This window comes from Faecalibacter macacae, assembly GCF_003687725.1.
In the GTDB taxonomy this organism is placed as follows: Bacteria; Bacteroidota; Bacteroidia; order Flavobacteriales; family Weeksellaceae; genus Empedobacter; species Empedobacter macacae.
The window spans coordinates 83,071-97,042 of sequence record NZ_RDOJ01000009.1 but is presented as its reverse complement, the minus strand read 5'-3'; the positions used below and the strand labels follow the sequence as shown (position 1 = coordinate 97,042).

General features: G+C 29.3%; 10 protein-coding genes and 2 riboswitches. Of the genes, 6 read left to right on the top strand and 4 right to left on the bottom strand.

Annotation, left to right across the window (positions count from 1 at the left end):
• Positions 1-39: 39 nt before the first annotated feature.
• On the bottom strand, positions 40-699 hold the full coding sequence (locus tag EAH69_RS08185; RefSeq protein WP_121934709.1) for a hypothetical protein: 660 nt from the start codon (positions 697-699) through the stop codon (positions 40-42).
• Positions 700-768: 69 nt separating this feature from the next.
• Positions 769-2,367: an LIC_10190 family membrane protein gene (locus EAH69_RS08180; protein WP_394338569.1), complete on the bottom strand. Its 1,599-nt coding sequence runs from the start codon at positions 2,365-2,367 to the stop codon at positions 769-771.
• A 110-nt stretch (positions 2,368-2,477) separates the two neighbouring features.
• Here EAH69_RS08180 and EAH69_RS08175 point away from each other — a divergent pair, with 110 nt between their 5' ends.
• Positions 2,478-2,843: a DUF1573 domain-containing protein gene (locus EAH69_RS08175; RefSeq protein WP_121934707.1), complete on the top strand. Its 366-nt coding sequence runs from the start codon at positions 2,478-2,480 to the stop codon at positions 2,841-2,843.
• 36 nt (positions 2,844-2,879) lie between these two features.
• Here the strand turns inward: EAH69_RS08175 and EAH69_RS08170 are convergent, their stop codons facing one another.
• A complete protein-coding gene (locus EAH69_RS08170) occupies positions 2,880-3,536 on the bottom strand; it encodes a metal-dependent transcriptional regulator (RefSeq protein ID WP_121934706.1) in 657 nt (218 codons plus the stop codon).
• A 102-nt stretch (positions 3,537-3,638) separates the two neighbouring features.
• Between EAH69_RS08170 and EAH69_RS08165 the strand changes: the two genes are divergently transcribed.
• The gene (locus tag EAH69_RS08165; RefSeq protein WP_121934705.1) at positions 3,639-5,687 is read left to right on the top strand and encodes a TonB-dependent receptor plug domain-containing protein; all 2,049 of its coding nucleotides are present in this window, start codon (positions 3,639-3,641) and stop codon (positions 5,685-5,687) included.
• Between the two features lies 1 nt (position 5,688).
• A complete protein-coding gene (locus EAH69_RS08160; RefSeq protein ID WP_121934704.1) occupies positions 5,689-6,132 on the top strand; it encodes a thioredoxin family protein in 444 nt (147 codons plus the stop codon).
• Between the two features lie 33 nt (positions 6,133-6,165).
• Here EAH69_RS08160 and EAH69_RS08155 read toward each other — a convergent pair whose 3' ends face one another.
• Complete coding sequence (locus EAH69_RS08155; protein ID WP_121934703.1) at positions 6,166-7,344, bottom strand: homoserine dehydrogenase; 1,179 nt, start codon at positions 7,342-7,344, stop codon at positions 6,166-6,168.
• Between the two features lie 265 nt (positions 7,345-7,609).
• A riboswitch (SAM riboswitch) is annotated at positions 7,610-7,713 on the bottom strand.
• Between the two features lie 403 nt (positions 7,714-8,116).
• Positions 8,117-8,216, top strand: a riboswitch (SAM riboswitch).
• 46 nt (positions 8,217-8,262) lie between these two features.
• Between EAH69_RS08155 and EAH69_RS08150 the strand changes: the two genes are divergently transcribed.
• The 3 genes from EAH69_RS08150 to metF all read left to right on the top strand — a co-directional run bounded on the left by EAH69_RS08150 (position 8,263) and on the right by metF (position 13,938).
• Positions 8,263-9,261, top strand: a complete 999-nt coding sequence (locus EAH69_RS08150) for a homocysteine S-methyltransferase family protein (RefSeq protein WP_121934702.1) — start codon at positions 8,263-8,265, stop codon at positions 9,259-9,261.
• On the top strand, positions 9,249-11,912 hold the full coding sequence (metH, locus tag EAH69_RS08145; protein WP_121934701.1) for a methionine synthase: 2,664 nt from the start codon (positions 9,249-9,251) through the stop codon (positions 11,910-11,912). The genes EAH69_RS08150 and metH overlap by 13 nt, the downstream gene beginning before the upstream one ends.
• 1,069 nt (positions 11,913-12,981) lie before the next feature.
• On the top strand, positions 12,982-13,938 hold the full coding sequence (gene metF / locus EAH69_RS08140; RefSeq protein ID WP_121934700.1) for a methylenetetrahydrofolate reductase [NAD(P)H]: 957 nt from the start codon (positions 12,982-12,984) through the stop codon (positions 13,936-13,938).
• The last annotated feature ends 34 nt before the right edge of the window (positions 13,939-13,972 follow it).

Below are 13,972 nucleotides of genomic sequence, written 5' to 3'. Positions count from 1 at the left end.
TTTACACAATCTGCCCAATATATCTAGTTTTGATTTTGATTATTTGTTTAATAAATCTATTAATTTCTTTAAATCTTCTTCTTTTTTAAGATTTAATTTATTTGATTTGATAATTTGATCAAAATCTGCTTTAAAAATTTCATTTATTTTTTTTGATGATCGAGGAATTTCATTAATCAATCCATTGTAACCTATAAAATAATTTGTCTCTGTCAAAATTTTATTATCATCAATAGATTGATAACTGCTTTTATTCTCATTTACTACATTACTGACTTCAAAAGATTTATATAGTGAATATTTTTCAGGATTATCAATTAAAATCTGTAAGTATCTGTTTTTTAAATTAGTCTTTTCATCTAAATAATTAAAAACTTTAAATTTAGCATCGTTATAAATGAATTTTATTAATACACTTTCGTTTCTGACTAAATTTAAAACTTCATCATTATTCAGATATTCCATTTGATCTGTTAAACCGTTGTAACGTAATTTATTTACACCATCTATACCATCAATATATGCTCTTTTTAGTTCAGCATTAATATAATGTTTTTGGATAGTTGGATCTGTAATAGTTGGACGGATATATAATGATGTTCCTGTTTGTCTCGATAAATCACCAATTAAATCTTTTGTATTTTGTGAAAAACAAGTTATTGATAATATTAAAGTTAATGTAGTAGTAAGATTTTTCATGAATAAAATTTTCACAAAGTAACTAAACGATTTAAGTACTTAAAAATAAGTTATAGAGATATTAATCATCTATTGACGAATAAAGTCTGTTTCATTTTCGTTTTGTGGATTAAAATAGATTACTCTAAAACCTTTATTAATATTAGTTGAATCAATTAAAATTGGAATCTGTTCTTTATTTATATAACTCTTATACAACCTATAATTTATAGTTGGTTGTTTCGCATCTGCTGACACTTCAGAATTAATTACATAATTAGTTTCAAAATTAGACAATCTAATCTTTTTTATTTTAACCTTATAATTATATGGATATAAAACATTTATAATATTATATTGCACCACACCCCTCATAAAATTTATATTATTTAATCTATTTATTTTATTAGAAAATACTAATAAAATACTAGTTAGTATACATAATATTACAAGATAATTTTGATTAAAATTAATCCTAATCATTAAGAAACAACAAATCAATAAAAGCCCATCTAAAATAAAGCGATATTGAATTGAAATAATCCAAAAAACTATAACTTTAAATAATAAAAGTATTGATAGTAGTATCAAACCATTGTCTTTCTTATATAAAGCATATATACAAAAAAGTATATTGCAAATACAAATAAATAAATAAAGGTAAATAGACAAATGTAAGTTATTGAATATATAGGTATAATATTTTAATAAAGACCAAGTTTTAAAATCTTCGTAATTCACTGGGCTTTCTCTTGACGTAATTAAATATCTTCCATCAATACCTGATAGATGATATACATTTTCTGGAACAGAATATTCTAAAAAATTTAAATTACCAATCGCTAAAGGAAAAGTAATATTACCAGTTAAAAATATATTCTTAATTATAAATAAAATAGTTAGAAAACATACGATTGTATATACTTTTACAAATGATTTATAATCTTTAAAAGATAGAAATAAAAAGAAAATTGGTAATACAAAAGCAATTGGTTTAATTAAAACTAAAAATGTACTAAGTACCAATCCATATCCTATTGAATTTTTATTTTGATAAATTATCCAATTCAAAATAATAATTGATGATAATATAAAAATTGGTAAATCAGGTGAAGGTGAAGCTAGAAAAAGAAAAAAAACAGGTAAAAAAATCACATAAACTAATTTCTTGATTTCAAACAGAAATAAAATAAAAATAATAGTAATTAAAACATTTATTTTATAATATTGATCGATAGTTTGATTAAAGCTAGCCTGTATTATATGCCAAAATGAAGTTTGACCCAAATTAAAATCAAAATTAGCTAAACCTTTTACCAAACCATAATCATCTAACCATTTTATAGTAGGGAAATAATACGAAAACGTATCAAAAATATATGCATTCATACTTCCTACAAAACAGCAAATTAAACAAAGTAAATAAAACACTTTCTGTTTAGGCCAACTATATTTCCAAAATCTATTGTAAATAGCTAAAACAACACCAATTGATATCAAACCAAACTCATAATAAATATTTAATGGAATGAATATTGCACTAATCAAAGAAAGAACTCCAGTAAACAATAATCCATTAATTAATTGAAAACTGATTAAATTATTTGAATTGAATCTTTTATTGAATAAATTCCCATAGCCAAAGAAAATTATTAAATAAATGATTGATGAAATTATTATATACAACATAGAATGGTAGTTAGTTTGACAATTTAGTAAATTGATTAAAATTTTGGAAATATTTAATGGATTTTAAATAAATCTTTTTATAAATTTGATATAACAATTTTGATAAAATTATGAAAAAAATAATGTTATTAGGCGCTTTTGCAATGGGTATGTCTACTCTATTCGCACAAGAACTTAAATTAGGGTCTGAAAATATAGAGTTTGGAGACGTAAAATTAGGTACAAACGTAACTTCTGTAATTAAGGTTACTAACTCTGGTAAAGAGCCTTTAGTAATTAAAAGTGTTGTAGGTTCTTGTGGTTGTACAGTTCCTGAGTATCCAAAAACACCTATTGCTCCAGGTGAAACTGCTGATATCAAAGTTAATTATTCAGTAGGATCTGTTCCTGGTGTATTTAACAAAACAGTTACAATTACTTCAAACGACGTAGTTGCATCACGTAAAATCTTTAGAGTAAAAGGTACTGCTAAATAATAAATACAAAAAAAGGAAGCTTATAAGCTTCCTTTTTTATTTTACTAATAATCGAGAAGTTACTTCTAAACTAAAAACCTCAACTCTATTATCTTTTAAGAATTTAACCGTCATCGATTGATCAAATTCTTCAATATTTTCAATACATATTTTATCTCCTAGATGAATATTCTTCGAGTTTAAGAACTTTAAAAAATCTTCCGTTGTTTTTGTAACTGCACACAATTCTACCTCATCATCTATAACAAATTCATTCAAGAATTTATAACTAACACTCTCAAAATTACCTTCTTTATCAGGTATTGGAGAACCATGCGGATCAATAGTCGGATAATTTAATAATTCATCCATTTTATCAAAAAACAAAGGGCTTTTTATATGCTCAATTTGTTCTGCAATATCATGAACTTGTTCCCAACCAAAACCCATTTTTTCGACTAAAAACATTTCTGTTAATCTATGCTTTCGAACAATTAATGCTGCACGTAAAATACCTTGCTCTGTTAACCGTAATGGTTTATATGTTTCATATATAACCAATTCTTTTTCCGCTAATTTTTTCATCATGCTATTCACTGTAGGCATTTTGATGTTTAACGACTTACTTAAATCTTTCACATTTACCTCTCCTCTTCCATTTCCAGACAGATGAAATAAAGCTTTTAAGTAATTTTCTTCAACTAATGAATTCATGTTACAAATATAAATCATATCTAAATATATCTTATTTGTTTTGGTTTAATTTAATTTTTGTTAGATTTGTCTAACATTTAAAAAATGTAGAATAATAATACTATGAATAAACAACTTACATCCTTATTAATTATTTCATCAAGCTTTATACACGCACAAGAAATTACTAATGATTCTATTCAAAACAAAGAAGAGCAGAATGAATCTCTAGGTGAAGTTGTATTAACAGGAACCATGAAACCTGTTTCTAGAAAAGATTCTCCTGTTCCTGTAGAAGTTTATACATCAAAATATTTTAAAACTAATCCTAATCCATCTTTATTCGAATCTATCGGAATGATTAATGGAATTCAGCCACAAATCAATTGTAATGTATGTGCAACCGGAGATATTCATATTAATGGTATGGAAGGTCCTTATACCATGATTTTGATTGATGGAATGCCTATTGTTTCAGCACTTTCTACTGTTTATGGTTTGAATGGAATTCCTAATAGTTTGATTGATCGTATTGAAGTTGTAAAAGGTCCAGCTTCTTCACTTTATGGAACTGAAGCTATGGGAGGTTTAATTAATATTATTACAAAAGATGCAAGCAAAGCAAATACATTTCATGCTGATTTATACACAACTTCTTGGTTAGAAAATAACATCGATTTAGCATATAAATTCAAAGTTGGTGAAAATGCAAGCAGTTTATTAGGTGTAAACTATTTTAAATATGGTAATAAACAGGATAAGAATGATGATAATTTTACTGATGTAACACTTCAAGATAGAATATCTGTTTTCAATAAATGGAATTTTAAGCGTAACAATAATAAAATAGCAAATGTTGCTGCACGTTATGTTTATGAAGATCGTTGGGGTGGTGAAATGCAATATAATAAGAAAATTCATCGTGGAAGTGACGAAGTTTATGGCGAAAGTATATATACCAATCGTGCAGAAGTTCTTGGTATGTACCAATTCCCAACGACTGAGAATATTTACACTCAATTTTCCTATAACTATCACCAACAAGATTCGTATTATGGAACTGATTCTTACCAAGCAAAGCAGCATGTAGCTTTTGGACAGATTTATTGGGATAAAGTTATTGAAAAACACAGTTTATTGACAGGAGCTACTTTTAGATATACACATTATGACGACAATACACCTGGAACATTAAGTAACGATGGTTCATCAAATTCTCCTATGGAATCTCCTTTACCTGGTATTTTTATTCAAGATGAAATCACATTTAATCCAACTCATAAATTGTTATTAGGTTATCGATTTGATTACGACAGACATCATAAAGGAATTCATTCGCCTCGTGTAGCTTATAAATTCTCTCCTAATAAAACACATACAATTCGCGCAAGTTTCGGTACAGGTTTTCGTGTTGTAAATTTATTTACAGAAGATCACGCAGCGCTTACAGGTTCTCGTGATGTGATTATTAAAAACGATTTAAATCCAGAAAAATCATATAACGGAAACATTAATTATGTATATAATAATACTTTCAGTTTCGGTAACGTTAATATAGATGCAACAGCATTCTATTCTTATTTTACGAATAAGATAATTGGTGATTTTGAAACAAATCAGGATCAAATTATATATGATAATTTAGATGGACATGCCGTTTCACAAGGAATATCTTTAAACGCGGATATTGTTTTTAATTTTCCTTTAAAAATTAATCTTGGTGTTTCTTATATAGATGTATTTCGTAAAGAAATGAACGAAGAGAATATTGAAGAAAAAATTCAGCAATTACATTCTCCTAAATGGTCAGGGAATTACACAATATCTTATGCTTTTCCAAAGAAATGGACTGTTGATTTTACAGGAACTTGGTACGGAAAAATGCGTTTACCAATTTTAGAAAATGATTATCGACCTGAATATTCTAATACTTACATGTTAAGTAACATTCAAGTAACAAAATCTTTCAATAAATTTGAAGTATATGGAGGATTGAAAAATATTTTCAATTTTGTTCCAGACAATCCTTTGATGCGTCCTTTTGACCCGTTTGATAATGATGTTGATGATCCCGTAAATAACCCAAATGGTTACACTTTTGATACTGGCTACAATTACGCACCATTGCAAGGAATTCGTGGATTTTTAGGTGTTCGATATACGATTAGATAAAATGAAAAATTGGCTATTTCTTCTTTTTTGTTTAACATTTACTTTTGTTCAAGCTCAGTTTGATTTAAAAGATTTCAATCAACAGTTTAAACAAAATTCAAAACCGATATTCCTTTATTTTAGCACAGATTGGTGTGGTGTTTGTAAAATACAAGAGAAAGAAATTGAAAAACATCCAACCATAAAATCTAAACTAAATACAGATTTCTATTATATAAAATTAAATGGGGAATCGGAAGAAGTAATAGAATTCTTAGATCAAAAATATCAACCTAATTCACAAAATAAAACACATTCTTTTGTTACAGAATTTGTTCCAAATAAAGATATTGCTTTTCCTTTATGGATAATTTTAGATGAAAATTTAGAAGTTTTAGGAAAGTTTTCAGGATTGATTAAAAAGAAAAATTTCGAACAATTATTTATACAAATAAAAAAAGAGTAACATTTCTGTTACTCTTTTTTAACACCACAAAAATTACTCGAATACGATTAAAGATAATCTTTCATCATTCAACAATTTCTGATTCTTTAAATGAACAATAGAAATTGTTCCAATAATATGATTATAAGAATTACTTTGGTATCGTTCTTCAATATCTTCAAAAAAGTCTTTAATTCCTGAAACTTCTGTTTCAGAACCCAAATAGACTTTAACTTTTCCTGATTTATTTACTATAATATTTTTATCAGATTTCTTTCTAATCGAATATTGATAATCATATTGTAAAGCTGAAATATCACTTAAAACAGCTGACGAAGTTGGAAACCGTCCCGCTCCTTTTCCATACAAAAATTGTTCATCTGATAAAGAACTTCCTATTAAAACACCATTATACTCATTATTTACTAATGCAATTGTCTTATCAAGCTTTACAAATGTTGGTAAAACAGTCGAAATTAACTCTCCATTTTCATTAATAATTCGTGAATTTGCAATCAGTTTAATTGTAAAACCTTTTTCTTTTGCATATTCAAAATCCTTAGTTTTCAATGATGTAATTCCTTTCCTAATCACATCATTCGATTCAATCTTTCTGCCAAAAGCATGTAAAGTAATAATTGTTAATTTATGTGCTGCATCAAACCCTTCAACGTCTGCCGTAGGATCTGCTTCAGCAAAACCATTTTCTTGAGCCGCTTTTAAAGCATCTTGATATGTATCATTTTCATTAGCCATTTTAGTTAAAATGTAATTAGTTGTTCCATTTACAATTCCTGAAACGTAATTCAATAAATCATTATCAAAATATTCCTCTAAATTTCTAATTATAGGAACCGATCCACAAACAGATGCTTCATATAAAAACGAAACATCATTTTCTTTTTGCAGCTGTAATAATTCAAGGTGATTTTCAGCAATTAATTTCTTATTCGCACTTACAACATGTTTCTTATTGTTGAATGCTTTTTTAATTATGGTATAAGCTGCATCTGAATCCGATATTAATTCAACAACAACATTTATTTCTTCATCATTTAAAATATCATTTGCATTAGTAGAAAAAAGTTCAGATGGCGCATTTCGGAACTTATCTTTATCTTTAATAACAATTTTTTTTATTGAAGCATTCAACTCTGGCTTTTCTTCTAACACCTTATATATACCTTCTCCAACAACTCCAAATCCGAAAAGTCCAATATTTAATTTTTGCATGGTAAAAAAATGATTAAATATTAATGAAATACAAATTGAAAGTTATGAACAGACGATCACTAAATCTATTACTGTTTTTTTCTGATCTATCTACTGAATAGATTGATTGATTTTGTATTGATTGATTCATATTTATTTTGTCTATCTATTAAAAAAATTTTACAAACAAAATATCGAGAAAGAAGTGGTGAAAAATTGGTTAAACCGCATGTCCAAAAACGATTTAACCAATTAAAACTATATAAAAATGATTGGTTAAAGTTTATACTCATCTTTCCTTTACTCAAAGGATGGAATTAGCACCTTGAATTATACTTCAGGTTGCTAAAGTTTCTCAGGGCCATATCCCTCCACTTTTCTTGATAAATTGAAATATTAATGAACTATTTATTTGACAAATTTAGAGATTTATAAATCTTAATACCAAATTTTAAAAATGTTAAAATTTAATAATTTTCTAAATATTCTACTATTTAAATTGTTTATATAAATTTTATTCTAATAATATGATTTATACAGAATATTATTAGAATAACTTTAAAATTCATGAAAATTATTTCTTTGATTATTACTCTATAAATCCCATAGTTTTTAAATAAAGTAGAATTGTTTTCTAAAACAACTATAAATTGCTTAAAAATATTAATACAAAAACGAATATTATTCATAATAATAAATAAAAAATGTTAAATAACAGAATACACAACTTTATAAATCAATAGTAAATAGAAAATTTTTCTAAAAATTCAATTATAATCTTAAATTTGCATTAACCTTATAACGAAAGATGGAGGGATTAGGCCCTATGATATCTTAGCAACCCAAATTTTGTTGGGTGCTACATCCTACTCGATTCAAGAGAAAAATAAGGAAATAGAAAATTCTTCTACTTTCGCTATATGGTTTAAACAAATTAAAATGACTTTAAACGATATACTAAAAGAGCGAATTGCTATTCTTGATGGTGCGATGGGAACAATGATCCAAAAGCACAATTTACAAGAAGAAGATTATAGAGGAGAACGATTCAAAGATTTCCATACTTCATTAAAGGGAAATAATGACTTGTTAGTATTAACACAACCTCAAATCATCAAAGATATACATTGCGAATATTTAGCTGCTGGAGCTGATTTAATCGAAACCAATACTTTTAACGCCAACATCATTTCGATGCAAGATTATGATATGGTTGATTTAGTGGACGAATTAAATCGTGAGGCAGTTCGTTTAGCAAAAGAAGCTTGCGAAGAATATTCTACATCAGATAAACCTCGTTTTGTATTAGGTTCTTTGGGCCCAACGAATAAAACGGCTTCAATTTCTCCGCAAGTTAATGATCCAAGTTTCCGAGATATTGATTTTGATACTTTAGCAAATGTCTATTATCGTCAAGCTAAAACAATGATTGAAGCTGGTGTTGATGCACTTTTAGTTGAAACAATTTTTGATACATTGAATGCTAAAGCAGCATTTTATGGTATTCAGGATGCTATTGAAGAAACTGGAATAGAAATTCCATTAATGGCTTCAGGAACAATTACTGATAAATCTGGACGAACACTTTCAGGTCAAACAACTGAAGCTTTTTTAATTTCTTTAGAACATATCGATTTACTTTCGGTAGGATTAAACTGTGCACTTGGTGCAACAGATTTAATTCCATATTTGGAAGTTTTAGCTGATAAAGCTCCATTTTATGTAAGTGCTTATCCAAATGCTGGTTTACCAAATGCTTTTGGTGGCTATGATGAAACTGCTGAAATGATGCGCGAACATATTCGTCCATTTTTAGAAAAAAAATTAGTCAACATCATTGGTGGCTGTTGTGGTACAACACCAGAACACATCCAAATGATGGCTGAAATTGCAAAAGATTACGAACCTCGCAAAATTAATGTTACATGTCAAGCATAAAAATTCAACTTTCTGGACTTGAACCATTAATTGTTCGAGAAAATTCAAATTTTGTAAATGTTGGTGAACGTACCAATGTTACAGGTTCTAAAAAATTCTTACGATTAATCAAAGAAGAAAAACACGAAGAAGCTTTACAAGTTGCTCGTGACCAAGTTGATGGTGGCGCACAAATCATCGATATCAATATGGATGAAGGAATGATTGATGGCGTTGCTGCGATGGTAAAATTTTTACGACTTATCGCATCTGAACCAGACATTTCAAAAGTTCCGATTATGATTGATTCTTCTAAATGGGAAATCATAGAAGCGGGACTTAAAAATGTTCAAGGTAAAGCCATTGTGAATTCAATTTCTTTGAAAGAAGGTGAAGAAATATTCATCGAACATGCAAAGAAAATCAAACGTTACGGTGCTGCTACTGTCGTTATGGCTTTTGACGAAAATGGTCAAGCAGATAATTACGAAAGACGTATCGAAATTGTAAAACGTTCGTATGATATATTAGTCAATCAAGTAAAATTCAATCCAAAAGACATCATTTTTGATGTGAATATTTTCCCTGTTGCAACTGGTATGGACGAACATCGCCGCAATGCAATTGATTTCTTCGAAGCAACAAAATGGATCAAAGAAAACTTACCTCACGCTTTAGTATCGGGTGGAGTTTCTAATGTTTCGTTTTCGTTCCGAGGAAACAATGCGGTTCGTGAAGCGATGCATTCTTCTTTCTTATATCACGCTATTAATCATGGAATGGATATGGGAATCGTTAATCCTGAAATGATTGAGATTTACGATGATATCGAACCTCAATTATTAGAACACGTAGAAGATGTTTTATTGGATCGACGTGAAGATGCAACTGAACGTTTAATCGAATTTGCAGAAGGGTTAAAAGGAATTACAAAAGAAAAGAAAAAAGACGATGCTTGGCGCGAATTACCATTAGAAAAACGTATTGAAATTGCTTTAGTTAAAGGAATTACTGAGTTTATTGATGAAGATACAGCTGAAGCTTTAGCTAAAATTGAATCTCCTCTTCGTGTGATTGAAGGTCCTTTAATGGATGGAATGAATGTCGTTGGAGATTTATTCGGGAGTGGTAAAATGTTCTTGCCTCAGGTGGTAAAATCAGCTCGTGTGATGAAAAAAGCCGTTGCTTACCTTACACCCTATTTAGAAGAAGAAAAATTAAAAAATAAAACAGATAAAGAACCAGCTAAAATCTTGATGGCAACCGTAAAAGGCGATGTACATGATATTGGTAAAAACATTGTTTCAGTTGTTTTAAGTTGTAATGGCTTTGAGATAATTGATTTAGGTGTGATGGTTTCTGCTGAAAAAATATTAGAAGAAGCGCAGAATAATAAAGTAGATGTAATTGGACTTTCAGGGTTAATTACACCATCGTTGGACGAAATGGTTCATGTTGCAAAAGAAATGAAACGCTTAGATTATCAAATTCCTTTGATGATTGGTGGCGCAACGACTTCTAAAGCGCATACAGCGGTAAAAATAGCTCCAGAATATGATAAGGCGATTCATGTTTTAGATGCGTCTCGTTCGGTTACCGTTTGTCAAAAATTGATTGGTTCTCAACAACACGAATTGTTTAATGAAACACAAACTGATTATACGAAAATCCGTGAAGGCTTCTTGAATCGTGCGGTAGCTAAAGAATATTTATCGATTGAAGCTGCAAGAGCTAATAAATTAAAAATCGATTTTGAAACAAATAAACCTTTTCATCCAAATCAATTAGGTGTTTTTACGCATACTGCAAGTGTTTCTGATTTAAAAGATTTTATTGATTGGACTCCATTTTTCAAAACCTGGGATTTACATGGAAAATTCCCTGCAATTTTAGAAGATGAAGTTGTTGGTTCCAACGCAAAAGAATTATATGTTGATGCATTAGCAATGCTAAACAAAATTGAAAAAGAAAATATTGCTCAACCAAAAGGTGTATTCGGATTATTCAAAGCTAACACGATAAATGATGATACAATTGAATTGTTGGATGATAACAACAATAAAATAGATGAATTTTATACAATTCGTCAGCAAGCAAAAAAATCAAAAGACGCTCCTAACCTATCCATTTCAGATTTTATTGCACCAAAAGATTCAGGAATTGAGGATTATATCGGTGCTTTTGCAGTAACGGCAGGAACAGAAATAGAAGATTTTGCCAAAGCATACCAAGATAATTTAGACGATTATAATTCGATTATGGTAAAAGCAATTGCTGATCGTTTGGCCGAAGCTTACGCTGAATACTTACATAAAGTTGTTCGTACTGAATATTGGGGATATGCAGCTGATGAAAATTTAGCGAACGATGAATTAATTGCTGAAAAATATAAAGGAATTCGTCCTGCGCCTGGTTATCCTGCTTGTCCTGATCATTTAGAAAAGGAAACCATTTTCAAGATTTTAGATGTTGAAAAAAATGCTGGAATCAACTTGACAAGTTCTTTGGCAATGTATCCTGTTTCTTCGGTTTCAGGTTACTATTTCGGAAATCCAGAAGCTAAATATTTTGGTGTAGGAAAAATTAAAATGGATCAAGTGGAAGATTTTGCTCAACGAAAAGGAATTTCTGTCGAAAAAGCTGAACGTTGGTTAAGTCCTAATTTGGCTTAATTAGGTTTTTGAGTAGTGAGTGATGAGATTTGAGATTTGAGTTTAGAAGATTCTTCGACAGGCTTAAAATGATAGCGTTTCATCTTATTTCTCGATACAAAAATCTGAGATTTTTACTCAAAATGATGAAAATCGTCAAGCTGAAATTATTTCAGCTTCGCATATCAAAGGATGAGATCCTGAAACGAGTTCAGGATGACTAAATTGTCACTTCGAGTGATTTTTCGGAATAAAATAAAGAAAATTGTATCGAGAAGTTAGAGAATTTTGAGTTTAAAAGATTCTTCGACAGGCTTAAAATGATAGCGTTTCATCTTATTTCTCGATACAAAAATCTGAGATTTTTACTCAAAATGATGAAAATCGTCAAGCTGAATTTATTTCAGCTTCGCATATCAAAGGATGAGATCCTGAAACGAGTTCAGGATGACTAAATCGTCACTTCGAGTGATTTTTCGGAATAAAATAAAGAAAATTGTATCGAGAAGTTAGAGAATTTTGAGTTGATAAATTCTTCGAAAAGCTCAGAATGACATTTCCAATTTGTCAAGCTGAATTTAGTTCAGCTTCGCATATCAAAAGGATGAGGTCCTGAAACGAGTTCAGGATGACTAAATTGTCACTTCGAGTGATTTTTCGGAATAAAATAAAGAAAATTGTATCGAGAAGTTAGAGAATTTTGAGTTTAAAAGATTCTTCGATAGGCTTAAAATGATAGCGTTTCGTCTTGTTTCTCGATACAAAAATCTGAGATTTTTACTCAAAATGATGAAAATCGTCAAGCTGAATTTAGTTCAGCTTCGCATATCGAAAGGATGAGATCCTGAAACGAGTTAAAGATGACATGAACTTAGAACAAAACTAAAAAAATGCGTTAGGGATTGCAGTGGAAATCCTTTTGTTTTGGTCACTGAGCTTGTCGAAGTGCAAAAAAAAGATTGAAACGGAAAGCCCGACCGAAGGGAACGCCCAAATAAAAATACAAAACCGAAAATAGATTTTAAATTTCGGGGAATTAATATAAAAAATGAACGAAGTCCGAAACACAAATTTCGTTAAATGATAAAAAATGAAAGTTACTGAACACATAGAACGCGCGAATGGAAAACCATTATTTTCTGTAGAGATTTTGCCACCGTTGAAAGGACAAGATGTTAGAAGCACTTTTAAGACTTTGGATCCGTTGGTGGAACTAAATCCGGCTTTTATTGATGTTACTTATCATCGACAAGAATTTATTTACAAACAAAAAGATAATGGTTTATTGAAACGTTATCAGGTAAGAAAACGCCCTGGTACAGTTGCGATTTGTGCAGCAATTCAAAATCATTATAAGGTTGATGCAATTCCGCATTTAATTTGTGGTGGATTTACAAAAGAAGACACGGAAGATGCATTGATTGATTTGAATTTCTTAGGAATTGATAATGTTTTGGTATTACGTGGTGACCCAATTAAATCTGAAAAATCTTTTGTTCCAGAAATTGGTGGTCACGCTCATGCATCAGATTTAATTGATCAAATTACAGCTTTAAATGATGGAAAATACTTAGATGATGAGATTCAGGAATCACATCAGATGGATTTTTGTATCGGAATTGCAGGATATCCAGAAAAACATTTTGAATCGCCGAATTTAGCGATGGATATGTATTATCTGAAAAAGAAAGTAGAATTAGGTGCTGATTACATTGTAACTCAGATGTTTTTTGATAACAAGAAATATTTTGATTTTGTAAATAAATGCAGAGAAATGGATATTAATATTCCGATTATTCCGGGTATTAAACCGTTAACAACTTTTAATCATTTGACTTCTATACCTCAGAATTTTTATATCGATTTACCAGAAGATTTAGCTGTAGAAGTTTTAAAAGCGAAAGACAAAGAAGTTATTAAGGAAATTGGAATCGAATGGTCGATTAATCAATGTAAAGAATTATTAGAATTTGGTGTTCCAGGATTACACTTTTATACCATGAGTAATTCTGTAAACACTAAAAAAGTTGCTGAAGCAATATTTTAAAAATAAAGAACCTCATAGATAGATGAGGTTTTTT

Coding starts and splice junctions, on each gene's coding strand:
- EAH69_RS08185 (WP_121934709.1), bottom strand. CDS start 699: ATGAAAAATCTTACTACTACATTAACTTTAATATTATCAATAACTTGT.
- EAH69_RS08180 (WP_394338569.1), bottom strand. CDS start 2,367: ATGTTGTATATAATAATTTCATCAATCATTTATTTAATAATTTTCTTT.
- EAH69_RS08175 (WP_121934707.1), top strand. CDS start 2,478: ATGAAAAAAATAATGTTATTAGGCGCTTTTGCAATGGGTATGTCTACT.
- EAH69_RS08170 (WP_121934706.1), bottom strand. CDS start 3,536: ATGAATTCATTAGTTGAAGAAAATTACTTAAAAGCTTTATTTCATCTG.
- EAH69_RS08165 (WP_121934705.1), top strand. CDS start 3,639: ATGAATAAACAACTTACATCCTTATTAATTATTTCATCAAGCTTTATA.
- EAH69_RS08160 (WP_121934704.1), top strand. CDS start 5,689: ATGAAAAATTGGCTATTTCTTCTTTTTTGTTTAACATTTACTTTTGTT.
- EAH69_RS08155 (WP_121934703.1), bottom strand. CDS start 7,344: ATGCAAAAATTAAATATTGGACTTTTCGGATTTGGAGTTGTTGGAGAA.
- EAH69_RS08150 (WP_121934702.1), top strand. CDS start 8,263: ATGACTTTAAACGATATACTAAAAGAGCGAATTGCTATTCTTGATGGT.
- metH (WP_121934701.1), top strand. CDS start 9,249: ATGTCAAGCATAAAAATTCAACTTTCTGGACTTGAACCATTAATTGTT.
- metF (WP_121934700.1), top strand. CDS start 12,982: ATGAAAGTTACTGAACACATAGAACGCGCGAATGGAAAACCATTATTT.